This window comes from Streptomyces sp. NPDC093109, from assembly GCF_040701725.1.
GTDB lineage: Bacteria > Actinomycetota > Actinomycetes > Streptomycetales > Streptomycetaceae > Streptomyces.
The window spans coordinates 96,414-120,013 of sequence record NZ_JBFBEZ010000026.1 but is presented as its reverse complement, the minus strand read 5'-3'; the positions used below and the strand labels follow the sequence as shown (position 1 = coordinate 120,013).

Here is a 23,600-nt window from a genome sequence, read left to right as displayed (position 1 = left end):
CCGCCCCCACTACCGCGTGATCGCGTCGTACCCCTCGACCTCACGCGGGTCCCGGGTCCCCGGGCCCACATAGCGTGCCGACGGGCGTACGAGGCGTCCCGTGCGCTTCTGTTCAAGGATGTGCGCGGACCAGCCCGCCGTACGGGCGCAGGTGAACATGGACGTGAACATGTGCGCCGGCACCTCCGCGAAGTCCAGCACGATGGCGGCCCAGAACTCCACGTTCGTGGCCAGGACGCGGTCCGGCCGGCGGGCGTGCAGCTCCTCCAGGGCGGCCTTCTCCAGCGCCTCCGCGACCTCGAAGCGCGGCGCCGCCAGCTCCCGTGCCGTACGGCGCAGCACCCGCGCGCGGGGGTCCTCGGCGCGGTAGACGCGGTGGCCGAAGCCCATCAGGCGCTCGCCCTTGTCCAGGGTCTGCCTGACGTAGGCCGCCGCGTCGCCCGTGCGCTCGATCTCCTCGATCATGCCGAGGACGCGCGAGGGCGCGCCGCCGTGCAGCGGTCCCGACATCGCGCCGACCGCGCCCGAGAGGGCGGCGGCCACATCGGCGCCCGTGGAGGCGATGACGCGGGCGGTGAAGGTGGAGGCGTTCATGCCGTGCTCGGCGGCGGACGTCCAGTACGCGTCCACGGCCTTCACATGGCGCGGGTCCGGCTCGCCGCGCCAGCGGATCATGAAGCGTTCCACGACGGACCGCGCCTGGTCGATCTCCCGCTGCGGCACCATCGGCAGCCCCTGCCCGCGCGCCGACTGCGCCACGTACGACAGCGCCATCACGGCGGCGCGCGCCAGGTTGTCGCGGGCGGTGCGCTCGTCGATGTCGAGGAGGGGACGCAGTCCCCATACGGGCGCGAGCATGGCCAGCGCGGACTGTACGTCGACGCGGATGTCCCCGGAGTGGACCGGGATCGGGAAGGGCTCGGCGGGCGGCAGGCCGGGGGCGAACGCCCCGTCGACCAGGAGCCCCCACACATTGCCGAAGGACACCTGCCCGACCAGGTCCTCGATGTCGACGCCCCGGTAGCGGAGCGCGCCGCCCTCCTTGTCGGGTTCGGCGATCTCGGTCTCGAACGCCACGACCCCTTCGAGGCCGGGGACGAAGGAGGTGTCGGAGGAGGTGTCGGAGGCGGGCATGGGGCGGCTCCTCGGCAGCGGCGGGGCGGGGTCTGAACGGTGGCACGCGGTGCCGTATTGCGTCGCGTAGTGGCACGCGGTGCCTCGGGCGACCCCGGCGGGTGGGAACGATAGCCCGTGGCAGGCGACGGCGGAAGCGTGCCGACCGGGTGATGACCGGCACAGCACCCGATCGCCACGGACCGGTGGCCGGAAGGGTTGGCGGCACTCGGTGCGGGGCAAACTCGGCCCTACGGCAGGATGACACCCGTGCCTCACGACACCCCGGGTGATCCCGCTGATAGTCCCGTTTCCCTCGATTCCCGTGCATCGTCGACCTCTTCGACCTCTTCGACCTCTTCGACCTCTTCGACCTCTCCCGCCCCTCCCGATCCAGCGGCCATGCGCGAGCGCTACCGCTCCAGCCCGCTGCTGGAGGCGGACCTCGCCATCACTCCGATGGACCAGTTCACCCGCTGGTTCGAGGACGCCGTGGCCGCCGGCCTGCCCGAGCCGAACGCCATGGTCGTCTCGACGGCCGCCCGCGACGGCCGCCCGTCCTCGCGCACGGTGCTGCTGAAGGGGTACGACGAGCGCGGCTTCGTCTTCTTCACGAACTACACGTCCCGCAAGGGCCGCGAACTGGCCGCCAACCCGCATGTCGCGCTGCTCTTCCCCTGGCACCCGCTCGCCCGGCAGATCATCGTGACGGGTACGGCGGCGAAGGTCGGCCGGGACGAGACCGCCGCGTACTTCAGGACCAGGCCGCACGGCTCCCAGCTCGGCGCCTGGGCCAGCGACCAGTCCACGCCCGTCGCGTCGCGCGAGGTGCTGCTGCGCCGCTACGAGGAGCTGGCGGCCCGCTACCCGGACGACGAGCAGGTCCCGGTGCCGCCGCACTGGGGCGGCTTCCGGGTCACCCTGGACACCGCCGAGTTCTGGCAGGGCCACGAGAACCGGCTGCACGACCGGCTGCGCTACGTACGCGGTGAGGGCCCGCACGGGCGGCCCGGCTGGCGCGTCGAGCGGCTCTGCCCGTAACGCCGCACTGTCCTTAATGCCGCACCGTCTTTGAAACAGCAGTACCCCGCAGGCTCAGGTCCCTCCGGAGAGGAGCCGGCCGGACATACCGGCGAGCCTGCGGGGCGGTGACTGCTGGGATTTCGGCCTTCGACCCGGCCGAGCACTGCGAGAGTACGACGGCGGGCCGTTAGCCCGCAGCCACCTCACTTGTCCGGACTGAATACATCTGCCCGATCACCTCCTTTCGGTGTGCGGCACACGCTAGGCGCGTCTCAGGAGCGGCTCAAGTGAATTATTGAGATTTGTTGAACGCCCTGATTTCGGGGAACCTTGTGTGTGCTGGGTCACGTTCAAGTTGAATGATCGAGCGTGCACAGTAAGAGTCCCGCAGGGGGTGCCAGTCATGAGTGCTTCTCGGAGCGAGACCACCGACGCTCCCGGACCAGGTCCGGACCAGGACGGGGGCGAGGACGGGTCCGACGGGCCCGCCGGGCCTGACGGCTCCGGTGGCTCCGGCGGTTCCGGCGGACCTGACGGGTCCGATCTGCTCGCCGCCCTGCTCGACGGCATGGACGCGGCCCTCTGCGCCTTCGACGCGGACGGTGTGATCACCCACTGGAACCGCGAGGCCGAGCGGATACTCGGCTGGACGGCCGAAGAGGCCGTCGGACGGCGCGGCTTCGCCGGCTGGGCCGTGCGCACCGCCGACGCGGACGAGGTGCGGGACCGGCTGATGGCCGCGATGGACGCGCCGGGGCGGCAGGTCGACGAGTTCGCGCTGCTGCGCAAGGACGGCGGCCGGGTGCTCATCCGGACCCAGTCGACCGGGATGCGCGGCCCCGGCGGCCGGCCCGCCGGGGTCTACAGCGCCTTCAGCGAGGTCCACGAGCAGATCGATCTGGAGCGCTCCATCGCTCTCAGCGAAGCGCTGTTCGAGGACGCGGGCTGGGGCGTCGTGCTCGTGGACGTCGATCTGCGGCCGACCGTCGTGAACACGCACGCGGCCCGCGCGTTCGGTGCCACGGCGAGCGCGGGGAGCGCGGAGGGCGGGCGCGCGGCCCTGCTGGGGCGGCCCCTCGCCGAGCTGCTCACGCAGGGGGTCGAGGAGCTGGAGGCGGCCCTCCACCATGTGCTGTCGGGCGGCGCGCCCAGCGCGCTCGCCGAGCTGTGGGTGACGGTCGGCACGCCGGACGGCGACCGGCGGCGCTGCTGGCGCTCCGGTTTTCTGCGGCTGGCGTCGCCGCTGGCCGAGGAGCCCGTACCGCTGGGCGTGGGCTGGATGTTCCAGGACATCACCGAGACGAAGGTCGCCGCGCAGAGCGCCGACCGGCTGCGGTTCCGCGCCAGTCAGCTGCACCGGGCGGGCCGGGCCGCCGCCGAGTGCGAGGACCCGATGGAGGCGGCGGCGGTCCATCTCGACTTCGCGCTGGCGGGGTTCGCCGATCACGCGCTGGTCGATCTGGTGGCGGAGCAGGACCCGGACGTGCCCGTACGGCTGGTACGTACGCTGGCGACGCCGTCCGGCGGCGCGGCGGGCCCCAGCACCCCGGCCGAGACGGGCGGGATACCGGTGCGGTACGCGCCGACGCACCCGGCGCTCCAGGCGATGGACCGGGCGGGCTCGGTACGGGCGACGGCCCCGGCGGTCGCCCGCACCGCGCGCGCGTCGGGCAAGGGCGGCGGGGCCTACGGACAGCCGGCGCCCGGTGGTGCCGTCCCCGGGGCTGCCGCTGGGTCCGCTCCGGCGCCCGGCTCCGTGCCCGTACCGTCCCCGCAGTGGGCGAGCGCGCGCCAGTGGCCGCCGGACACCGTGCACGCGCTGTGCACGGTGCTGCGCTGCCGGGGCCGCTCGCTGGGCGTGGTGACGTTCCTCCGGGGCGCGAGCCGCCCGGCCTTCGAGCGGCCGGACGCGGTGTACGCGGAGGAGGTCACGTTGCGCATGGCGGCGTGCCTGGACCTCTCCGCGCTGCTGCCGGGGGCGGGCGCGGCCGACGCGGAGTGAGCGGACGCGGAGTGTGCAGACGTGGAGTGTGCAGACGTGGAGTGAGCCGCACGGCACCGGGATCGGACCGTACGACTCACTCCGGCTCATTCCGGCTTATTCCGGCTTACTCAAGCCTGCCGTCAACCCCCGTTGCTCTTCTGCCCGTTGCCGACCATCGGCGGGCGCATGGTCACCGGCTCCGTATCCCGGTCGTTGTGCCGCAGCGCCCAGTTCTCCAGGGCGATCCGGCACGCGTGGTCGACATGGCGGAGGCCGGAGAGATCCAGCTCGATCGGCCGGTCCTTCGGCAGCTCCTCCAACTGCTCCATCGTCCGGGGCAGCCGCAGGAACGTCGCGTTCCCGGTGATCGTCACCACCATCCGCCCGCCGGTGAGTTCGCGGACGTCGACATGGAGGTGCGAGATCTCCCACGCGGTCTTGACGACCGCGAGGAGCAGCCCCAGCACCACACCCTCGAAGAGGTTGGTGACCAGGATCGCCAGCGCGGTGACGACCAGGATCACGGCCTCGCCCCGGTGTTCGCGCCACAGCGGCGCCAACTCCCGTACGGGGACGAGCTTGCAGCCCGCGTGGACGAGGACGCCCGCGAGCGCGGCCAGCGGGATGACCCCGATCGCCGCCGGGAGCAGCGCGGCGAACAGCAGCAGCCACAGGCCGTGCAGGATGCGGGAGAGCGGCGTACGGGCGCCCGCCTGGACGTTGGCGGCGCTGCGGACGATGACGGCCGTCATCGGCAGCGCGCCGAGCGCCCCGCAGACGGTGTTGCCGATGCCCTGGGCCATCAGCTCCTTGTTGTAGTCGGTGCGCGGCCCGTCGTGCATCCGGTCGACGGCGGCGGCGCTGAACAGGCTCTCCGCCGAGGCGATGAGGGTGAAGGCGAGTACGGTGCCGATCGCGGCGACCGTGCCGAGCTGCCCGAAGTCGTCGAGCCCGGGCGGCCGGACGGACTCCAGCAGCCCCCGCACCTCGACCTTGGCGACGGACAGATCCAGCAGCAGTACGGCGCCGGTGGCGAGCGCGACCGCCGCCAGCGGCCCCGGCACGACCCTGACGCGGGCCGGGAACCGGGGCCAGAGAACGAGTACGGCGATGGTGCCCGCGCCGATGAGGAACGGGGTCAGCGCCGACCCGTCCGTGATGACGGCGACGGCGAGTTCGAGCAGCCCGCCGAGCTTGCCGAGCCCGCCGGACGGCTGCGCGGTGTCGGCCATCGCGTACACCTGCCCGAGGACGAGTACGAGCCCGATGCCGGCCAGCATCCCCTGCACGACGGCGACCGAGATGGCCCGGAACCAGCGGCCGAAGCCGAAGGCGCCGAGGGCGAGTTGGAGCAGCCCGGAGACGAGGACGATGGCGCCGAGCGTGCCGAGCCCGAACTCCTTGACCGCTTCGTACACGAGGACGGTCAGCCCGGCCGCCGGGCCGCTGACCTGGAGCGAGCTGCCCGGCAGACAGCCGACGAGCAGTCCGCCGACGATGCCGGTGACCAGCCCGAGTTCGGCGGGGACGCCGGAGGCGACGGCGACGCCCACACAGAGCGGGAGGGCGACGAGGAAGACGACGAGGGACGCGAGGATGTCGCGCCGAAGGACCACGCGGTCCTTCAGCACAGCGAATGAGGACATGACGGAGGCCGTCCTAGCTGTGGGGTCCGTGCGCGCGCGGCGCGACGGACGGGGGTGACGGGGGAGAGAAGGTGAGACCGCTGCGGTGTGCTCAGAGCGGTCTGAACTCCCCGTCCAGCTCCGGACGGTGGGTGCTGACGGCGCCGGTGTCCACTTCGTAGTACCAGGCGTGCAGGGCGAGCCGGCCGTCGGCGAGGCGCTCCCGTACGGCGGGATAGCCGCGCAGGGTGGTCAGTTGGGCCGCCGCGTGGTGCCGTACGGCCTGGGCGAGATCGCCCGTGGGCAGCGAGGGGACGCCGAGGTCGAGCCAGCCCCGCACGGCGGGCACACCCGACAGGTCGTCGCCGCGCACCAGGGCGCCCACGGCGCCACAGTGTGAGTGTCCGCAGACGACCAGGTCACGGACTTCGAGGACGCGCAGCGCGTACTCGATGGTGGCGGCCTCACCGCTGGGCCGCCTGGCGTCGTACGGGGGGACGATGTTGCCCGCCGTACGCAGCTCGAAGAGCTCGCCGGGGCGGGCGCCGGTGATGAGGGAGGGGATGACGCGGGAGTCGGAACAGGTGATGAACAGGGCTTCGGGGGTCTGTCCGGCCGCGAGATCGCGGAACTCCTCGGGGCGCTGCTCCGCCACCTGTATGGAGAACGCGCGGGCGTTGTCGATGAGGGTTGACTTCATGATGGCCTGCCTCCTGCACGCCCGGGCTCGCCGGGGCGCGGTGTGGTCGGGTCAGTGGGGGGTGGAACGAGGTGCGTGGTGGTGCGTGGTGGTGCGTGTGGTGCTGGGTGGTGCGTGGGTGGTGCGTAGGTGGTGCGTGAAGACGCGCCGGGCAACGAAGGGAGAGACAGAGGACGGGACGGGCGTGGCGCCTGACGGGTATCGCGTCCTGCCGGATCACGGCAGTCGGGAGAGTCAGCCGGGGAGAGGCCCGCGCGCGGTCGGTCCGGGAGTCCGGTCAGGAGGCGGTGGTGCCGCGTCTGACGGGGTGTTCGCAGTCCGCTCGGCGTCTCACTGCTCGCCCTTTCCGTTGCGGAGTCGTGCCGTTGGCTTACGGTCGGCATCCAGGATGCGGCACCGTAGCTTCGAGTACTTTACTCACACATTACCTTCTGGTGAAAGATCAATATTCCGCCACGTAAGGTCGCGGTGACGCAAAGTGTCAGCTCAGAGGCGTGCGTGCGTTCGAGGGTCGCTCTCAGTAGCGATGCGCGACGGGTGTTCGCGGCGGCGTTCTGGGTGGGCATTCAGCGGCGGTAGAAGATCCGGTCGCGGTTCTCGTCCATGATCCGGACGTTCCACTCCGGGCCGCCGTCGACATTGCCGGAACGCAGCAAGGGCGGCTCGACGCCCCGCTCGGCGAGCACCCCGGCGGCGGTCGCCATCATCGCCTGCATCAGCGCGCTCGTGACGACCGTGGAGGCGGGCGCGAACGGTGTCCCGATGCCGTCCGCCGTCAGCTCCGCGTCGCCGACGGCTATTCCGTTGTCGAGCACGATGTCGCAGTGGTCCTTCAGGAACGTGCCGGTACGGTTCCGGGGCTCCGTCTCCGTCGCGTACGCCACGGACGTCACGCCGATGACCGTCAGCCCCAGCGCCCGCGCGTGCTGGGCCATCTCGATGGGCAGCGCGTTGCGCCCGGAGAGGGAGACGATCACCAGCAGGTCCCCGGCGGTGGCCGGACTCACGTCGAGGGCGGCGGCGGCCAGCCCCTCGACCCGCTCCAGCGCCGAGCCCAGGGTGGCCGGTATGACGTCGACGCCGACCGTGCCGGGGACGGTGAGGAGGTTCATGACGGCGAAGCCGCCCGCCCGGTAGACCACGTCCTGGGCGGCGAGCGAGGAGTGCCCGGCGCCGAAGGCGAAGAGCCGGCCCCCGGCGGTGACGGTGTCGGCGATCGCCGTACCGGCCGCGGCGACGGCGGCGGACTCCTCGTCCCGTACCCGCCGGAGGAGCCCGATCGCGGCGTCGAGGAACCGGTCGGCCAGCTTGCTCTCGCTCATCGGAGGGCCCTTCGGGGTGGGGGCGGTGGAGGGCGCGGAACGCTGTGCGAGGGATCACGTTGAGGTCTGGACCATTACTCTGTCAATACCGCTTCTCCCGGCCCCGCACGGTTGTCGGTGGTATGCGTCAGAATTGGACTCAGGGCCAGCGCACGATTTATCGAGGGGCATGTATGTCCGGACTGATCGACACCACGGAGATGTACCTCCGCACCATCCTTGAGCTCGAAGAGGAAGGCGTGGTTCCGATGCGCGCCCGGATCGCGGAGCGGCTCGACCAGAGCGGTCCTACGGTCAGCCAGACCGTGGCCCGTATGGAGCGGGACGGACTGGTTCAGGTCGCGGGCGACCGGCACCTGGAGCTGACGGAGGAGGGGCGCCGGCTGGCGACGCGTGTCATGCGCAAGCACCGGCTCGCGGAGTGCCTGCTGGTCGATGTGATCGGCCTGGAGTGGGAGCAGGTGCACGCGGAGGCGTGCCGCTGGGAGCACGTGATGAGCGAGGCGGTCGAGCGGCGCGTGCTCGAACTGCTCCGCCACCCGACGGAGTCGCCGTACGGGAACCCGATCCCGGGCCTGGAGGAGCTGGGCGAGAAGACCGAGGCCGACCCGTTCCTCGACGCCGGCATGGTGAGCCTGGCCGATCTGGACCCGGGCGCCGAGGGCAAGACGGTGGTGGTGCGGCGGATCGGCGAGCCGATCCAGACCGACGCCCAGCTGATGTACGCGCTGCGGCGGGCGGGCGTGCGGCCCGGCTCCGTGGTGAGTGTGACGGAGTCCCCGGGCGGGGTGCTGGTGGGCAGCAGCGGAGAGTCCGCGGAACTGGCGTCCGAGGTGGCGTCACACGTCTTCGTCGCCAAGCAGTAGCAGTAGCAGTAGCAGCAGTAGCGGGACGACAGCAGCATCAGCAGCAATAGCAGCAGCAACAGCGGTCGCGGTAGAGCTCGGTAGAGGCAGGCGCGCGGTACGCGAAGGAGCCGACTCCGGTGCCGTGCGACGTATCGCGCGGCACCGGAGCCCGTCCCCCTCCGGCCGACCCGGGGCCCCGAGCGCCCGGGGTCGTCCCCCCCTCACGGACCACCCCTCCCCGGGCGGCCCGTCTCCCGGAAGAAGATCTCCCCTCGGCCGCGCCCGGCAATCCCGGGCAGTGGTCACTCGAACGAGGGGTGTTGCGGGCGAGAACCCTGTTTTCGAATAAAGGTTCGATAGTCTGCAAGGCGCAGGGACGCAAGTACGCAAAGACGCAGAGGACCGGCTCAGGACCGAAGGGGGTGCCGGGCAGATGGAGCAGCGCCTTGATGTGCGCCTTGATGTGACCGGAGCGGACGGCGTACGCCTCGCCGCCTGGGAATTCAGCGATCCGTCGAGCAGTGATCCGTCGAGCGGCGATCCGTCAAGCAGTGATCCGTCGAGCGGCGATCCGTTGGGTACGGGGGCCGGTGGCGCCGGCCGGGATTCCGCCGTCCTGCTGCTGCACGGCCTGATGGGCCGCGCCTCGCACTGGGCCGGTACCGCCCGCTGGCTGGCCGGGCGGCATCGCGCAGTCGCCCTCGACCAGCGGGGCCACGGCCGCAGCGACAAGCCGGCGGACGGCCGGTACACCCGCGAGGCGTATGTGGCGGACGCCGAGGCCGCGATCGAGCAGCTCGGGCTCGCGCCGGTCACGCTCATCGGCCATGCGATGGGCGCGCTCACCGCCTGGCAGCTCGCCGCCAAGCGCCCGGATCTGGTGCGCGCCCTGGTCATCAGCGATATGCGGGCGTCCGCGCTGGGAGCAGCGTCGCAGCGGGAGTGGAAGGACTGGTTCGGGGCCTGGCCCGTGCCCTTCGCGTCGCTTACCGACGTACGGAAGTGGTTCGGCGAGGAGGACCCCTGGGTGGAGCGCCCCACGCCCGCGCGCGGCGAGTTCTTCGCCGAGGTGATGGCCGAGCGGGCGGACGGCTGGGGCCCGGTGTTCTCGCGCCGGCAGATGCTGAGCGTCCGCGAGACCTGGGTCCACGACGCGCACTGGGAGGAGCTGGCCCATGTCCGCTGCCCCACCCTCGTGGTCCGGGGGCTCGACGGCGAGCTGGGGCGGGCGGAGGCGCACGAGATGGTCCGCGTCCTGCCCCAGGGGCAGTACGCCGAGGTGAGCGATGCCGGGCACCTCGTCCACTACGACCGGCCGGACGCGTGGCGGGCCGCGATAGAACCGTTCCTCGACGGGATCGCCGCGCGGGCCTGACCGCGATCGGCCCCGGCCCGGCACGGGGAGAGGACGGCCCACGGCCGGCAGCTCCTCAGCCGGCGGCTCCTCAGCCCTTGCTGACCGCCGTGAGGATCTCCGGCAGCCGCCAGGCCGTCGGCGGGCCCGCCAGCCGCAGACCGCCCCAGGCCACCAGCGTGCCGTACACCGCGCCGGTGGGCAGCAGCAGCCAGGACCACTCCTCCGCGCCCGCCGCGTGGATCCAGAGCGTGAGCCCGAGCACCGGGGCGCAGAGCAGGGCGGCCCCCAGCATGCCGCCGAAGATGGAGATCCAGGCGAGTCCGGCCTGTCCCGGGGCGACGTTCTTGTAGCCGCTGTCCTGCGGTATCGAGTACGGGAAACGGGCCGAGGCCACCGCGCCCGTCGCCAGCATCGCGCCGACCAGCGCGAAGGAGAGGCCGAGCGCCTCCGGCAGGGGCCGCCAGTCGCCCAGCACGGCCGCCGTCACCACGGTGACCAGCGTCGCGTACGGGAGGATGATCACCAGCATGGCCAGTGCGCGGGCGCGCAGCTCCAGATAGGCGTCCCGGGGCGAGGAAATGGTCAGGGCGACCATCCAGAAGGCCGAGGTGTCCTGGCCGAACTGGTTGTACATCTGGACGCCGAGCATGCCCGCCGCGAAGCACGCCAGATAGATCGTGCCCGTGCCCTGGAGCGCGTTGAACACCGGCACGATCAGCCCGATCGCCAGCGACGTCACCCACGCCGCCTTCGTCTTCGGGTCGCGCCACACATAGCGCAGGCTCCGGCCGACCACCGCGCCCGTACGGCCCCCGGACGTGCCGGACAGCAGCCGCGCCGCCCGCGCGACCACCCGCGCGACCGCCCCCGTGCCCGAACCGGCCGCAGCCGCCGCCGACTCCCGCCGGGACGGCCCGGCCGCCGCGAGCGTCGAACTGTCAGGGGCCGTCATCAGCTTGACCAGCGACCGCCGCCACGCGAACAGCAGCGCCGCCAGCGCGCCCGCCGACAGCAGCAGTTGGGCCGCCGCACGCCCGTACGCGCCCTCGCTCGCCGACTCCACCGCGCCGGTCGCCGACGCGGGCGGCAGCCACCGTACGGCCTCCGCCACCGGGTCGAGCGCCGCGAGGCCGCCCGCGTCGCCGAGGCGCTGGGCACCGAAGTTGACGAGCTGGAAGCCCACCGCGATCACAAGGCCGCTCAGTACGGCCAGATCGCGGCCCTTGCGCGAGGTCAGCAGCCGGATGTTGGCCGTCGCGACGGCCCGTGCCAGCGCCACGCACACCAGCAGCGTCAGCGGTACGGCGACGACCGCGACGGCGATCGCCGCCGTCCCGTACGCCGTGGCCACCGCGGAACCGGTCAGCAGGAGGAACGTGAACAGCGGCCCGAGGCCGACCAGCGACGCGGCGAGCAGCGCGCCGACGAGCGGGCGCGGGCGCAGCGGCAGCATCACCAGCCGGGTCGGGTCGAGTGTCTCGTCACCGCTCGGGAAGAACAGCGGCATCACGGCCCAGCCCAGGGCGAGCAGGGCCGTCAGCAGCACGGTCAGGGTGCCGGCGTGCGCGCTGCCGCGCAGCACGACCAGGCCGGCCAGCTGCCCGGCCGCGAGGAGCAGCGCGCCGAGCGCGCTCAGCACGTAGGCGAAGCGGCGACCGGACGACTGGCGCAGCCCGTTGCGCAGCAGGGTGAGCTTGAGCCGGACGAAGACCGGCGCGAGCGCGGCGGCCGTGGCGGGTGCGACGGGTGCGGCGGTCGGCACGGAGGCCGGGCCGGTGCTCGGCACGGAGGCCGGCGCACCGGACGGATCGGCCGGGCCGACCGCTTCGGACGCGTCGACCTGGCCGGATGCGTCGACTTGGCCGCCCGCGTCTACCGGGCCGGACGCGTCCGGCGTACGCGGGGCGCTCATCGGGCGCCGCCGCCCAGCCAGTCCAGCCGGTCCCCGGTATCGCGCCCCCGCGCGCCCACCAGCTCCAGGAACGCGCTCTGGAGCGACGCGGCGTCGCCCCGTACCTCCGCCAGCGTGCCCTGCGCCCGGATCCGGCCGCCCGCCATCACCGCCACCCAGTCGCAGAGCGACTCGACCAGCTCCATCACATGGCTGGAGAAGACGACGGTCGCGCCCGAGGCGGTGTACCGCTCCAGAACGCTCCGGATGGTCTGCGCGGAGACCGGATCGACGCCCTCGAACGGCTCGTCCAGGAAGAGGACTTCGGGATTGTGCAGCAGCGCCGCCGCCAGCCCGATCTTCTTCCGCATACCGGTCGAGTAGTCGACGACGAGCTTGTGCTGCGCGCCCGCCAGGTCCAGTACGTCGAGGAGCTGGGTCGCCCGCTTGTCGACCTCGGCGCCGGGCAGCCCCCGCAGCCGCCCGGTGTAGCCGAGGAGTTCACGCCCCGAGAGCCGCTCGAAGAGCCGCAGCCCCTCCGGGAGAACCCCGATGCGCGCCTTGACCGCCACCGGGTCGCGCCATACGTCGTGGCCCGCGACCAGGATCCGTCCCTGATCGGGCCTGAGCAGCCCGGTCACCATCGAGAGCGTGGTGGTCTTGCCCGCGCCGTTCGGGCCGACCAGGCCGATGAACTGGCCCGCGGGCAGGTCGAGATCGATCCCGGCGACGGCGATCTGTTCGCCGAAGCGCTTCCACAGGCCCTCGACACGCACGGCCGGCACGGCGGGCGCGACACGTAGGGCCGGCTCGACACGTACGGCGGGCTCGGCGGGCGTGGACCGATCCTGATTCTGGTCCGGCATGGCGGCGCACTGCCTTTCGGTGTCCCTTACAGCTGAAGGACCACCTTATGTACGGCGTGCCCGTTCCGCGGCGGCTTCCCGCCCGCACGCGTACGCCAGCGGGCTGATCAGCTCCTCCGCGTCCGGCAGCCAGCGGTTGGCCGGGGTCGGCCGGCGGGCCCACTGGACCGTGCCGCCGCGCGTCCGGGTGGGCGGCGCGGCCACGTAATCCCCCTCGCCGCGCGCGACGAGGTCGAGCGAGGAGAGCGACCAGCCCAACTGCCGTACGAGCCCGTCCAGCTTGCCCGCCGCGCCCGGCAGGACGAAGAACAGCATCCGCCGGCCGGGGGTGCGGGTCACCGGGCCGGGGGCCACCCCCAGCCGCTCCATCCTGGCCAGCGCGAGGAACCCGGCCGACTCCGGGACCTCCAGCGCGTCGAAGCTCCGCCCCGTGGGCAGCAGGACCGAGGCCGCGGGACGCTCCGCCCACAGCCGGCGCGCGGACACCGCGCTGCCCGTCGCCAGCCCCACCCAGTCGGGGCCGGCCGCGTGCGCCCCCGGGGCCCGGCAGTCGGCGCGGCGGCACGAGCACCGCTCCCCGCCCGCCATGCCCGCAGCCGCCTCCACCTCCGCCGGCTCCAGCCAGGTGCCGGGGAACACGTCCCAGTGCCGCTCCTCGGCGTACCGCACCGCGCTGTCCAGCAGCGATTCGCCCCGCTGTCCGGGGATCCGTACGGCGTCCGTGGCTCCGGTGGTTCTGGTGGTTCCAGTGGTTCCGGCGACTCCGGCGACTCCAGTGGCGCCCGAGGCGCCTGTGGTTCCGACGGGCCCGATGGTCTTTTCCGCGATGATCTCTTCCACGCTGAGCACAACTCCCGCCGCCACGGCCGGTTACGGGCGCGCGGAGGCGCACCACGCCGCGCCGGTACCGCACATGGGGCGCATGGAGGCATGTGCGGGGGCGCTCGGGAAGGAGTGGAGCGGTACGGGGGTAACCAACCCCGGTGGTCCGACAACATATGGGCAGCGCAAGGCCAACCGGCCGTCTTTGAAGGAAGTTTCAGGAAAGTCATCGAATTTTTCCGTTATTACCGAACATGCGCATTCTTCGTACACTTGCCGGGCAGTGATCACTGAGTCGACCACTGCGGCTTTCAGGGGGTATCCATTGGCAGCCAGGCCACTCGTCGCGCGTCAGCCGAACGAACGGCTCCAGGCGCTCATTCAGGAAGCCGGGTGCTCCAACGCCGGGCTCGCCCGGCGCGTCAACATGGTGGGAGCGGAACGCGGACTGGATCTGCGGTACGACAAGACCTCCGTCGCCCGCTGGCTGCGCGGACAGCAGCCGCGCGGCCGGGCCCCGGGCGTCATCTCCGAGGCGCTCGGCCGCAAGCTGGGCCGCGCGGTCACGATCGACGAGATCGGCATGGCCAACGGGAAGAACCTGGCCTCGGGCGTCGGCCTCCAGTTCTCGCCGACGGTCATGGGCGCGATCGAGCAGGTCTGCGAGCTGTGGCGGAGCGATGTGGGCCGCCGCGACTTCCTGTCAGGTTCCGCGGTGGCGTCCTCGGCGCTCGTGGAGCCCAGCCGTGACTGGCTGATCACCGGCGCCGATCCGGCCGTGGCGCGCAACACCGGCGCGCGCGTGGGCGATTCGGACGTCGACGCGGTCCGGGCGATGACACGCGCGCTGATCGATCTCGACCACCGCTTCGGCAGCGGCCATGTCAGGCCGGTCGTCGTCCACTATCTGAACAGCGTGGTGGCGGGCCTGCTCGCCGGTTCGTACCGGGAGCCGGTCGGCCGCAGGCTCTTCGCCGCGGTCTCCCGCCTCACCGAGCTGGCGGGATACATGGCGGTCGACACCGGCCAGCCAGGACTCGCCCAGCGCTACTACATCCAGGCGCTGCGGCTCGCCCAGGCCGCCGGTGACCGGGGGTACGGCGGATACGTACTGGCCGCGTCCATGAGCCATCTCGCGGCGCAGCTGGGCAATCCGCGCGAGATCGCGCAGCTGGCCCGCGCCGCGCAGGAGGGCACGCGCGGGCAGGTGACCCCGCGCGCGCAGGCCATGTTCTACGCGGCCGAGGCCCGGGGGCACGCGCTGATGGGCGACGCCCACACCTGCGAGCTGGTGGTGGGCCGGGCGGTCACGGCCCTGGAGCACGCGGGGGAGCCCGGGGAAGGCGGCTCGGGGTCCAGGTCAGGGGCGGGCGACGATCCGGACTGGATCGCGCACTTCGACCACGCCTATCTCGCGGACGAACTGGCGCACTGCTACCGGGATCTCGGCCGTCCGGAGATCTCCGCCCGTTACGCGGCCGAGTCGCTGGCGGGCCACCCCGCCTCGCGGGCCCGCAGGCGCGCCATCGGCTTCGTCCTGCTGGCCACGGCACAGGTCCAGCAGCGCGAGGTGGAGCAGGGGTGCCAGACGGGGACGCGCGCGGTGGAGCTGCTCGGGACGCTGCGGTCGAGCCGGGGCGCGGAGTATCTCGACGATCTCCAGCAGCGGCTGGAGCCGTACGGGGACGAGCCCGCGGTGCGCGAGTTCGGGGCGCGGCTGGAGATCCAGGCCGCGTGAACTTTTGGTGGTGATGGTGGTGAGGGGACGGGACACAGCGGCGTAATTCACCTCTGACGGTGGCGTGTCGCAGGGGTGAGTTGTTATGGAACAGATGTATGTGGTCGAGCGGCTCGGTTCACCCGGTAGCGTGAACCGCTGATTCGTCAGATGCAGAGGTTCCACCCGTTCCACACGTAGGAGTCCCGGTGACGCAGAGCGGACAAGGGGACGAGCCGCGGAATCCCGCGGCTCGGCCCGCCCACGAAGGCGTCGTGCTGCCGAGCGACGGCAGCGGGCCCTGGATCCCCGGCTCCACCACGGACGCCGACGTTCCGGACCACCGGCCCGCGCAGCCGTACGCACCGCAGCCGCCGGCGTACGGGCAGCAGACGTACGGACAGCAGCCGTCGTACGGGGCCCAGCCGTCCTACGGGCAGCAGCAGGTTCCCGGGCAGCAGTCGTACGGCGAGCTGCCGGAGCTGTACGGGCAGCAGCCGCAGACGTACGGCGGGGCACTCCCGCTGCCCGAGCAGGGGCAGGGGCAGGGGCAGGGGCAGGCACAGGCCCCGGCTTCGCAGCCGTACGGACAGTCGTACGGGCAGCCGTACGGGGCGCCGCTGCCGCCTGAGGCGCCGCCCGTGCCGCCGTTCGCGCCGCCGTCCGTACCCCCGCAGTCCGTACCGGCACCGGGCAGCGCGGACGCGACGCAGTATCTGCCGCCGATCCCGTCGTCGGGTGCCATGCCGTCGATGGGCGGCCCGGGTGGCCCCGGCGGCCCGGACGCGGACGCCACGCAGTTCATCCCGCCGATCGCGGCCGGTGGTCCCGGCCCCGGCATGCTGCCGCCGGAGAGCTTCGCCGCCACCCAGTTCCTGCCGCCTGTGCCGGCCCAGGGCGGCGGCTCCGACGCCGACGCCACGCAGTTCATCGCGCCGGTCTCCGCGACGGGCCCCGCCCCATACGACATTCGTCCCGGCGGCCCCGGCACACCCGGTGTCCCCGGCACACCGGGCGACCCGGGCGACCGCCCGCCGCCCGCGGACTTCGACAACCTCTTCCGCGCGGACGGCCCCGGCGCCGCGCCGGCCCCGGTCCCGGGCGGGTTCGCGGCTCCGACCCAGCAGATGCCGAAGTTCGACCCGGCGGCCCAGCCGTACGCCCAACAGCCGCAGGCGCAGGCGCGGCAGCCCGGCCGCCCCCGCCCGCAGCGCCACGGCCACGCGGACGCCGGATACGCGGACCCCGGGTACGCGCCGCCGCCGTCGCCCGGGCGAGGCGCAGGACGCAAGAAGTCGTCGCGCGTGCCGGCCATCGCGGCCGTGGGCGTCGGGATCGTCGTCCTCGGCCTGGGCGCGGGCGCGCTGATGGGCGGCGGCGGTGACAAGAAGCAGGACGACAGCGGCACCGTCGCCTCGGCCTCCAGCCCGTCCGCCTCTGCCTCCTCCGAGCCGTCGGCGTCCTCACCCGCGCCCGATCCGGTCAAGACCCAGGCAGAGGCGCTCGACACGCTCCTCGCGGACAGCAGCAGCAGCCGCGAGTCCGTGATCAAGGCCGTCGACTCCATCAAGTCCTGCCGCGACCTCGACCAGGCGGCCTCCGACCTGCGCGCCGCCGCCGAGCAGCGGCGCGGCCTGGTCACCCGGCTGGGCGGGCTGACCGTCGACAAGCTCCCGAACCACACGGAGCTGACGTCCTCCCTCACCAACGCCTGGCAGGCGTCGGCCTCCGCCGACGACCACTACGCGGCCTGGGCCGACCAGGTCAACGGCAAGAAGGGCTGCCGCCGCGGCCACGCCCGCGTCACGAACGACACCGCGCAGGGCAACAAGGCGAGCGGCGAGGCCACGGCGGCGAAACAGAAGGCCTCCGGCCTGTGGAACGGCATCGCCGACACGTACAGCCTCACCAAGCGCGCACCGACGCAGTTGTAACGCGGCTGGCGGCTGGCGGCTGGCGGCTGCGGCTCCTGCTCTGGCTCCGGCAGAGGCGGGATGACGGGGAGAGGCGGGCCGGCCGCGTTACTGCGACGGTCTGCCCAGGATGCCGGCCACGTTCACGAAGCCCTTCCGCTGCGCCACCAGCCGTCCCTTCCGTACCACCTGGAAGGTCACGTCGCCGTTCACGATGCGGGGGAAGCCCGGGGTGCCCTGCATGTCCTCGTAGCGCCAGCGCAGCGGCGGGGTCAGGCCGCCCGTGTCGACCTCGGCGCCGTGGTCAAGGGCGTTGGTGAGGGTGCCGGCGGTGATCTTGTCCGTGCGGAGGGACTCGATGACGGCGCTGAGCGCGGTGTACGCGATCCAGGTGGTCTGCGCGCCCGGGTCCGCCGGGTCGATGTCGTCGTCGCCGAAGGCGTACTTCTCGATGACGTCGCGCATCGGCTGCCACACGGAGTCGCCCGCCGGCGGGTACCAGCCGGTCAGATACGCGCCCTCGAAGGGGCCGCTCTTGCCGCCCGTGCTGTCGATGAGGGACTGGCCGACGCTGCCGAGCACCGACGAGACGCGGATGCTCCTGCCGTCGGCGGGGACGCGCCGGTAGGAGTCAAAAAACGTTTCTGTACGGTCGCCGAGCACGGCCGTCACACAGCCGCCGTCGCCCGCCCTGGCGCGCGCCTGCTCCGCCGCGCCCGCGTACGCGGTGGCGCTCTCCGGCGCGCGGATGTCGGCGGCGCGGGCGCGGCGGGCGGTGGCGAGGCCGGAGTCCAGCAGGTCGGCGAAGTCGTCACCGGTGGTGGTGTCGGGCCTGACGAGCGCGGTACCGGCGCAGTCGCGGGCCTGCTGCTGCCCGTTGCCCGCGAGGAGCGTCGCCTGACCGCCGTTGACCGGATACGACATGAAGCTGGTGAACTCCTCGGGGGCGATGCCGTAACCGCCGAGATACGGGATGGACGCGGCCTCCAGCGGCGCCATGAACTCCCGGCCGTGCTGGCTGTACGAGCCGACGACCGCCACCACCTTCGCCTTGACGGCGCGCCGCGCGCAGTCCGCCGCGTGCGCCGGGTCGTTGCGTTCGTTGCAGGTCAGGACGCGCAGCTTGTGGCCGTCGATGCCACCGGCCGCGTTGACGTAGCGCGCGTACGCCTTCGCCATGGCGGGCATGCCGGGCCGGTTGGTGGCCTCGGTGCCGCTCGGCGCCCAGGTCATGACGGTGACGGGCGCCCGGGAGCCGTCCGCGCCGCCGGGCAGGACGCCGCACCCCGCCAGCGGTGGCAGGAGCAGCAGTGACACGCCCGCGAGGGCTGTGCGGAGCCTACGTACGGTCATAAGTAGGCACACTTCCGGCCCGGGGGTAACACTGGGCTGTGCGGTACTCAACTGTCGGTTACGGGCAGGTGAATTGCGGGGGCCCGGTGCTCCGTGCCGGGGTGGAACGTAGAGTCGACAACTGTGCTGCAAGGTTCCGAGAACTCTTCCCGTCCCGCCCGTCGCTCCCCCACCATGGGCGGCATGCCGCTGAATGACATGCCGTGGTGGCGCTGGCGCAGCAACGTGCGCTCGGCGCTGCACATGCTTTCCGACCCCGTGTTCCACCAGGAGTGCTGGCTGGCCGGCCTCGAAGGATACGGCGACGTCACCGACGCCGTGTACCGGCTCGTCGAGGACACCTGGCTGGACAACTGGTCCGCCGAGAAGTACGTCGGCACGATCTTCCGCGACTCCGGCGAGGCCGCGCTCGTCGACGTCGCCGTGCTGCGGGTGCTGCGGATCATGCACCAGGTCGGCGCGGACGCGCCGGTCTCCGCGTATCTGGAGCACCACGGCTGGCCGGAGGCGGTACGGGCGGCCCGCGAGGCGCACGTACGGCTGGCGGTGAGCGACGGGGACGACCCGGACACGGTGCCGCAGTCGCTGGACGTGCTGCGGATGGTCACCCGGTCCGGCTGAGGCGTGAACCGCGTACGCGTCCGGCCGGCGTGTCCGCGGTCCGGGCGAGGATCCCGCCTCCGGCGCGGATGTGGGATCCTCTGAGGTCATGAGCACCGCCCCGCAGCCACCTGCCGCCGCCGCGTCCCCCACCCTGTCCGACCAGTACGTCCTGACGCTGTCCTGCCCGGACAAGCAGGGCATCGTGCACGCCGTGTCGAGCTATCTCTTCATGACCGGCTGCAACATCGAGGACAGCCAGCAGTTCGGGGACCACGACACGGGTCTCTTCTTCATGCGGGTGCACTTCTCCGCGGGCGCTCCCGTGACGGTGGAGAAGCTGCGCGCGAGCTTCGCCGCGATCGGCGACTCGTTCCGTATGGAGTGGCAGATCCACCGCGCCGACGAGCGCATGCGTGTGGTGCTCATGGTCAGCAGGTTCGGCCACTGCCTCAACGACCTGCTGTTCCGGTCCTCCATCGGCGCGCTGCCGGTGGAGATCGTGGCCGTCGTCTCGAACCACCAGGACTTCGCCGAGCTGTCCGCCTCGTACCACATCCCGTTCCACCACATCCCCGTCACCAAGGACACCAAGGCCGCCGCCGAGGCGGAGCTGCTGGAGCTGGTACGGGCGGAGCGGGTGGAGCTGGTGGTGCTGGCGCGCTACATGCAGGTCATCTCGGACGATCTGTGCAAGCAGCTGAGCGGCCGGATCATCAACATCCACCACTCCTTCCTGCCGAGCTTCAAGGGCGCGCGCCCGTACCACCAGGCGCACGCGCGCGGGGTGAAGCTGATCGGCGCGACCTCGCACTATGTGACGGCGGATCTCGACGAGGGCCCGATCATCGAGCAGGAGGTCCAGCGCGTCGGCCACCAGGTCACGCCGGACCAGCTCGTGGCGATCGGCCGGGACGTGGAGTGCAGGGCGCTGGCGCACGCGGTGAAGTGGCACGCCGAGCACCGGATCCTGCTCAACGGGCGCCGTACGGTCGTCTTCGGCTGAGCGGGTCCCGGTACCGGACCTGCGCGCGGCGGCGACCCGTGTCGCGGCCCCGGCCCGGTAACGCGGCGGCGGTCCGTATCGCGGACCCAGCCCCGTAACGCGGCGGCGGTCAGAGGCGGCTCAGTGCCGCCGCCGCGAACAGCACGTCCCTGATCGCCTCCCGGTCGCCCTCCTGCCCGGCCGCCGCGTCCTCCGGCGGTACGTGGCCCGCCACGAGCTGGCAGAACTCGACGGCGTCCAGCGCCACCGAGCCGACGGCCCGTTCGGGCACGGCGAGCGCGGCCGGGGAGTCCAGCGCGATGTACCAGTCACCGCCGCCGGGGCCCTCGACCTCCAGATGCAGGGACCGGCCGGGCGCGCCCGCCGCCACCAGGTCCTTCGCCGGGCCCGCGAGCCCGCTGCGGCGGCGCAGGGCGAGCGCCGCGGGCAGCAGCCGGGCCGACAGGTCGACCATCTCGCGCAGATGGGCGCCGCAGGGCGGGTCGTACGGGTAGTCCACGGCCTCCGCGATGTCCGCGCCGTGCACCCAGCACTCGAAGGCGCGGTCGAGCAGCGCGTCCCGCAGGGGCAGCGCGAACTCCCCGTACGAGACGGACAGCTCGGCGACGCCCCGGCCGGCGAAGGAGACCGTACGGATGAGGGTGTGGCTCTGCTCGCGCCAGGGTTCGTGAAGGGCCCGGGTGGGCGGCGGGTGCGCGCCGCCCTCGTGCCAGAAGGTCTCCGTACGGGCGGTGGGGTCGGTCGCGGCGCCGGGGCCGAGCGGGTCGTCGAGCCCGAGGGCGGCGGAGACCAGACCGTCCACGGACAGGAGATGGGCGATGACACCGGCGACCGTCGTCCGGCGGGAGGTGGCCCGTTCCTCCTCGAACCACTTGAGCTTGACGGGCGCGTGCCACTCCGTGTCGCGGATGTCGCGCAGCAGCGCGTCGAGCCGCGCGGACTCGGCGTCGTACGGCGCTGCCCAGTCCGGCACCGGTATCCGGGCCGGGCGGACGCCGAGACAGCTCTCCAGGACGCGCGAGCGCAGCAACGGGTCGAGGTCCAGGCTCTGTTCGGTGTGGAGGAGCCCCACGGCGTCGCGCAGCCGGAGCGCCTCCTCGGCGCAGGGCGCGCACTCGGTGAGGTGGTCCTCGACGAGGGTGGTCTCCTCGGCGGAGCAGGCCGAGAGCGCCCAGGCGCCGAGGAGCGAGCTGAGCACGGTGTGGGGCGGTTTCTCCGCGGGGGTCGCGGGATCCGTCGCGGGGGCCGGCACCGGCACCGGTTCTTGTGGCAGTTGGGGCGCGAGGTTCGTGAGGTGCGCGTGGTTCTCCGTGGCCGGGCGTGGGCTCGGTATGCGCGAGTAGACCGCGGGCTCGTCAGGATCCCGGCCGTCGTGGTGGCCGCCGTCCAGTGGGCCGGTCATCGCGCGCGTCCGTGGCCGGGCGGCGAGGTGCCGTCGCGCGGGAAGTCCTCGCCGGCCCGGGTGTTGGCCGTCGAGAGCAGCTGGAGGCCGAGCCGCAGCCGGCGCCTGGCCTCGTCCTCGGTGACGCCGAGGTCCGCGGCGGCCTGGCGGTAGTCCCTGCGCTGGAAGTACGCCAGCTCCAGCGCGTCCCAGAGCGGCGGTGGCATGGACCTGACGATGTAATCCGCGCGGGCGGCTGCCGCGACCCGGCGTATCTTCTCCTCCAGCGCGGCCAGCTTCTCGCGCGAGGTCTCGCCGCTCGCCTCGTACGCCGCCGCCTCGGTCCGCCGGAGCTGTGCCACGGCCAGCTCCTGTGTGACGTTCGCCACCCAGGAGCGGATCGAGCCCTGCTTGGGGTCGTACGTGTCCGGGTGTTCCCAGAGATGGCCGAAAACTTCGCGGGTGATCCGGCCGGCCGCCTCGTCGTCGTCCAGCACCCGGTGGGCCAGGCTGTGCACCAGGGGCGCGTACCTGTCGTACAGCTCGCCGAGCGCCGCCGCCTCGCCCCGGGCCATCCGCTGCTGCATCCTGCGGTCCCAGCGGGGAGGACTGTCCTTCGCCATACGACCCCCTGCTCTGTTCTTCCGCGCTCTGTTCCGCTGTGCGATCCGCCCCTGCTCAGCCGCGCGACACCGTCGTGTCCGGGCCCACCGTTACCCGAATGTAGTCGGCGGCGCCGACAACGCACGCTCCTTTGAGGCAAGTGCGCCCCCGGGGCCGTCCGGCAGGGTAGGGGACGGCGAAGGTGGGTATCCAGGGGGGTACGTTTCGCGGGAGTGGTGCGGGGCAGTCGCGGCAGAGGGAAGGACGGATTCCGGATCAGCCCGGAACCGGGCCCGAGGAAAGGTCCAGGCACGTGACGCTCAAGGTGGAGGAGTCCGAGCAGGCCGGGTGGACCGTGCTGTGTGTCACCGGTGAGCTGGACCTGCTGACGTCTCCTGAGGTCCGGCAGGGGGTGCACGACGCCGTCGCCGAGGGGCGGCGGGATGTGGTGCTCGATCTCTCCCGGGTGTTCTTCTGCGACTCCAGTGGCGTCGGAGTGCTGATCGCCGCGCGCCGGCTGCTGCACTCCTGCCGGGGGCGGCTGCGGCTCGTACTGCCCGCGCGCGGTGCGGAGGCCGGTGCCGGGTCGCATGTCAACCGCGTACTGGCGGCGCTCGGTGTGCGCCGGCTCTTCGAGGTCTATCCCGATGTCCGGTCGGCCGTGGACGGGTCGTCGCAGTCGCTGTCCGCGTAGTCCGCCCGGTCCGCGCGCTTCTTGGGACGACCCTTGCTTCACCGGGAACCTACAACCGGACGCATGCCGTCCGCTGTCGTCGTACGCTCCGGGCATGGACAGCGCAGAGTACGAGGCCAAGATCGCCTCCCGGTTCGCGGCATTCGACCAGGACGGCAGTGGCTCCATCGACCGTGAGGACTTCAGCGGGGCGGCGGCGGCGCTGCTGGCGGAGTTCGGTACGGCCGCCCGCTCCGACAAGGGACAGGCGCTGTACAGCGGGGCGGAGGCGTTCTGGCAGGGCATGGCCGGCATCGCGGACGTGGACGGCGATCAGCGGGTCAGCAGGCAGGAGTTCGTGACGGGCGCGGTGAAGCGCCTGCGGGACAGCCCCGCGCGGTTCGCCGAGATCGCCCGCCCGTTCCTGCACGCCGCGATCGCCGTGGCCGACGAGGACGGTGGCGGGGTGACCCCGGCCGCGGTCGAGCGGGCGCTGCGGGTGCTCGGCGTGGACCGGGCGGCGGCGGAGCGGGTGGCCCGGGAGCTGGACGCGGACGGCGACGGCAGGATCCGGGAGGCGGACATCCTCACCGGCTTCGCCGGGTATTACGTGACGCCCGAGCCCTGACGGGACCGCCGGGGCGCCCGGGGTTTCCGGAACATCCGAGGTTTCCGGAACGCCCGGGGTTTCCGGAACGTCCGGGGCTCGCGTGTCGTCCGGGGCGTCCGAGTCGTCCCGGAAAGCCGCTCATCGGCACCGTTGCCAAAGCTCTGGCCCTAACCCTGCAATGCGTCACTGTGCG

At 72.6% G+C, this 23,600-nt stretch carries 20 protein-coding genes; 10 read left to right on the top strand and 10 right to left on the bottom strand.

Going from position 1 to position 23,600, the window contains the following annotated elements; all coding sequences use genetic code 11:
- Positions 1-9: 9 nt before the first annotated feature.
- The gene (locus AB0389_RS24415; protein ID WP_366397596.1) at positions 10-1,134 is read right to left on the bottom strand and encodes a citrate synthase 2; all 1,125 of its coding nucleotides are present in this window, start codon (positions 1,132-1,134) and stop codon (positions 10-12) included.
- Positions 1,135-1,515: 381 nt separating this feature from the next.
- Between AB0389_RS24415 and pdxH the strand changes: the two genes are divergently transcribed.
- Together pdxH and AB0389_RS24405 are read left to right on the top strand one after the other, a co-directional pair.
- Complete coding sequence (pdxH, locus tag AB0389_RS24410; RefSeq protein ID WP_366397595.1) at positions 1,516-2,154, top strand: pyridoxamine 5'-phosphate oxidase; 639 nt, start codon at positions 1,516-1,518, stop codon at positions 2,152-2,154.
- A 385-nt stretch (positions 2,155-2,539) separates the two neighbouring features.
- Positions 2,540-4,138 carry a PAS domain-containing protein gene (locus AB0389_RS24405; RefSeq protein ID WP_366397594.1) on the top strand — a complete coding sequence of 533 codons (1,599 nt, stop codon included), beginning with the start codon at positions 2,540-2,542 and terminating at the stop codon, positions 4,136-4,138.
- 122 nt (positions 4,139-4,260) lie between these two features.
- Here AB0389_RS24405 and AB0389_RS24400 read toward each other — a convergent pair whose 3' ends face one another.
- The 3 genes from AB0389_RS24400 to AB0389_RS24390 form a co-directional block, all read right to left on the bottom strand.
- A complete protein-coding gene (locus tag AB0389_RS24400) occupies positions 4,261-5,766 on the bottom strand; it encodes a SulP family inorganic anion transporter (protein WP_366397593.1) in 1,506 nt (501 codons plus the stop codon).
- Positions 5,767-5,857: 91 nt separating this feature from the next.
- Positions 5,858-6,445 carry a carbonic anhydrase gene (locus tag AB0389_RS24395; protein WP_366397592.1) on the bottom strand — a complete coding sequence of 196 codons (588 nt, stop codon included), beginning with the start codon at positions 6,443-6,445 and terminating at the stop codon, positions 5,858-5,860.
- A 566-nt stretch (positions 6,446-7,011) separates the two neighbouring features.
- On the bottom strand, positions 7,012-7,767 hold the full coding sequence (locus tag AB0389_RS24390; RefSeq protein ID WP_366397591.1) for an SIS domain-containing protein: 756 nt from the start codon (positions 7,765-7,767) through the stop codon (positions 7,012-7,014).
- 173 nt (positions 7,768-7,940) lie between these two features.
- Here AB0389_RS24390 and AB0389_RS24385 point away from each other — a divergent pair, with 173 nt between their 5' ends.
- Complete coding sequence (locus tag AB0389_RS24385) at positions 7,941-8,633, top strand: metal-dependent transcriptional regulator (protein WP_366397590.1); 693 nt, start codon at positions 7,941-7,943, stop codon at positions 8,631-8,633.
- 415 nt (positions 8,634-9,048) lie between these two features.
- Positions 9,049-9,990, top strand: a complete 942-nt coding sequence (locus AB0389_RS24380; RefSeq protein ID WP_366397589.1) for an alpha/beta hydrolase — start codon at positions 9,049-9,051, stop codon at positions 9,988-9,990.
- Between the two features lie 70 nt (positions 9,991-10,060).
- Here AB0389_RS24380 and AB0389_RS24375 read toward each other — a convergent pair whose 3' ends face one another.
- From AB0389_RS24375 to AB0389_RS24365, 3 genes are read right to left on the bottom strand one after another with little or no spacing between them, the layout of a single operon-like run.
- Positions 10,061-11,884 (bottom strand): transporter, encoded by a 1,824-nt coding sequence (locus AB0389_RS24375; RefSeq protein WP_366397588.1) that lies wholly within the window; start codon positions 11,882-11,884, stop codon positions 10,061-10,063.
- Complete coding sequence (locus AB0389_RS24370; protein WP_366397587.1) at positions 11,881-12,729, bottom strand: ABC transporter ATP-binding protein; 849 nt, start codon at positions 12,727-12,729, stop codon at positions 11,881-11,883. The genes AB0389_RS24375 and AB0389_RS24370 overlap by 4 nt, the downstream gene beginning before the upstream one ends.
- A gap of 45 nt (positions 12,730-12,774) precedes the next feature.
- A complete protein-coding gene (locus AB0389_RS24365) occupies positions 12,775-13,437 on the bottom strand; it encodes a bifunctional DNA primase/polymerase (protein ID WP_366397615.1) in 663 nt (220 codons plus the stop codon).
- 439 nt (positions 13,438-13,876) lie between these two features.
- On the opposite strand from AB0389_RS24365, the gene AB0389_RS24360 reads away from it, so the two are divergent.
- Positions 13,877-15,289 carry a transcriptional regulator gene (locus AB0389_RS24360; RefSeq protein ID WP_366397586.1) on the top strand — a complete coding sequence of 471 codons (1,413 nt, stop codon included), beginning with the start codon at positions 13,877-13,879 and terminating at the stop codon, positions 15,287-15,289.
- Positions 15,290-15,477: 188 nt separating this feature from the next.
- A complete protein-coding gene (locus tag AB0389_RS24355) occupies positions 15,478-17,202 on the top strand; it encodes a hypothetical protein (protein ID WP_366397585.1) in 1,725 nt (574 codons plus the stop codon).
- A gap of 87 nt (positions 17,203-17,289) precedes the next feature.
- Here AB0389_RS24355 and AB0389_RS24350 read toward each other — a convergent pair whose 3' ends face one another.
- Complete coding sequence (locus AB0389_RS24350) at positions 17,290-18,534, bottom strand: ABC transporter substrate-binding protein (protein WP_366397584.1); 1,245 nt, start codon at positions 18,532-18,534, stop codon at positions 17,290-17,292.
- A gap of 174 nt (positions 18,535-18,708) precedes the next feature.
- On the opposite strand from AB0389_RS24350, the gene AB0389_RS24345 reads away from it, so the two are divergent.
- Both AB0389_RS24345 and purU read left to right on the top strand, forming a co-directional pair.
- Positions 18,709-19,155: a hypothetical protein gene (locus AB0389_RS24345; RefSeq protein WP_366397614.1), complete on the top strand. Its 447-nt coding sequence runs from the start codon at positions 18,709-18,711 to the stop codon at positions 19,153-19,155.
- A gap of 88 nt (positions 19,156-19,243) precedes the next feature.
- Entirely contained in the window at positions 19,244-20,140 is an 897-nt protein-coding gene (purU, locus tag AB0389_RS24340) for a formyltetrahydrofolate deformylase (protein WP_366397583.1), read from the top strand.
- A gap of 109 nt (positions 20,141-20,249) precedes the next feature.
- On the opposite strand, the gene AB0389_RS24335 is transcribed toward purU, so the two are convergent.
- Positions 20,250-21,542 carry a maleylpyruvate isomerase N-terminal domain-containing protein gene (locus AB0389_RS24335; protein ID WP_366397582.1) on the bottom strand — a complete coding sequence of 431 codons (1,293 nt, stop codon included), beginning with the start codon at positions 21,540-21,542 and terminating at the stop codon, positions 20,250-20,252.
- The gene (locus AB0389_RS24330; RefSeq protein ID WP_366397581.1) at positions 21,539-22,144 is read right to left on the bottom strand and encodes a sigma-70 family RNA polymerase sigma factor; all 606 of its coding nucleotides are present in this window, start codon (positions 22,142-22,144) and stop codon (positions 21,539-21,541) included. Before AB0389_RS24330 ends, AB0389_RS24335 begins: the two co-directional genes overlap by 4 nt.
- Positions 22,145-22,437: 293 nt before the next feature.
- Here AB0389_RS24330 and AB0389_RS24325 point away from each other — a divergent pair, with 293 nt between their 5' ends.
- Both AB0389_RS24325 and AB0389_RS24320 read left to right on the top strand, forming a co-directional pair.
- Positions 22,438-22,818, top strand: a complete 381-nt coding sequence (locus AB0389_RS24325) for an STAS domain-containing protein (RefSeq protein ID WP_366397580.1) — start codon at positions 22,438-22,440, stop codon at positions 22,816-22,818.
- 94 nt (positions 22,819-22,912) lie between these two features.
- The gene (locus tag AB0389_RS24320; RefSeq protein WP_366397579.1) at positions 22,913-23,425 is read left to right on the top strand and encodes an EF-hand domain-containing protein; all 513 of its coding nucleotides are present in this window, start codon (positions 22,913-22,915) and stop codon (positions 23,423-23,425) included.
- The last annotated feature ends 175 nt before the right edge of the window (positions 23,426-23,600 follow it).

What these genes read in the sequence shown, in the direction of transcription:
- AB0389_RS24415 (WP_366397596.1), bottom strand. Translation starts at nt 1,134, where the DNA reads ATGCCCGCCTCCGACACCTCCTCCGACACCTCCTTCGTCCCCGGCCTC.
- pdxH (WP_366397595.1), top strand. Translation starts at nt 1,516, where the DNA reads ATGCGCGAGCGCTACCGCTCCAGCCCGCTGCTGGAGGCGGACCTCGCC.
- AB0389_RS24405 (WP_366397594.1), top strand. Translation starts at nt 2,540, where the DNA reads ATGAGTGCTTCTCGGAGCGAGACCACCGACGCTCCCGGACCAGGTCCG.
- AB0389_RS24400 (WP_366397593.1), bottom strand. Translation starts at nt 5,766, where the DNA reads ATGTCCTCATTCGCTGTGCTGAAGGACCGCGTGGTCCTTCGGCGCGAC.
- AB0389_RS24395 (WP_366397592.1), bottom strand. Translation starts at nt 6,445, where the DNA reads ATGAAGTCAACCCTCATCGACAACGCCCGCGCGTTCTCCATACAGGTG.
- AB0389_RS24390 (WP_366397591.1), bottom strand. Translation starts at nt 7,767, where the DNA reads ATGAGCGAGAGCAAGCTGGCCGACCGGTTCCTCGACGCCGCGATCGGG.
- AB0389_RS24385 (WP_366397590.1), top strand. Translation starts at nt 7,941, where the DNA reads ATGTCCGGACTGATCGACACCACGGAGATGTACCTCCGCACCATCCTT.
- AB0389_RS24380 (WP_366397589.1), top strand. Translation starts at nt 9,049, where the DNA reads ATGGAGCAGCGCCTTGATGTGCGCCTTGATGTGACCGGAGCGGACGGC.
- AB0389_RS24375 (WP_366397588.1), bottom strand. Translation starts at nt 11,884, where the DNA reads ATGAGCGCCCCGCGTACGCCGGACGCGTCCGGCCCGGTAGACGCGGGC.
- AB0389_RS24370 (WP_366397587.1), bottom strand. Translation starts at nt 12,729, where the DNA reads ATGCCGGACCAGAATCAGGATCGGTCCACGCCCGCCGAGCCCGCCGTA.
- AB0389_RS24350 (WP_366397584.1), bottom strand. Translation starts at nt 18,534, where the DNA reads ATGACCGTACGTAGGCTCCGCACAGCCCTCGCGGGCGTGTCACTGCTG.
- AB0389_RS24345 (WP_366397614.1), top strand. Translation starts at nt 18,709, where the DNA reads ATGGGCGGCATGCCGCTGAATGACATGCCGTGGTGGCGCTGGCGCAGC.
- purU (WP_366397583.1), top strand. Translation starts at nt 19,244, where the DNA reads ATGAGCACCGCCCCGCAGCCACCTGCCGCCGCCGCGTCCCCCACCCTG.
- AB0389_RS24335 (WP_366397582.1), bottom strand. Translation starts at nt 21,542, where the DNA reads ATGACCGGCCCACTGGACGGCGGCCACCACGACGGCCGGGATCCTGAC.
- AB0389_RS24330 (WP_366397581.1), bottom strand. Translation starts at nt 22,144, where the DNA reads ATGGCGAAGGACAGTCCTCCCCGCTGGGACCGCAGGATGCAGCAGCGG.
- AB0389_RS24320 (WP_366397579.1), top strand. Translation starts at nt 22,913, where the DNA reads ATGGACAGCGCAGAGTACGAGGCCAAGATCGCCTCCCGGTTCGCGGCA.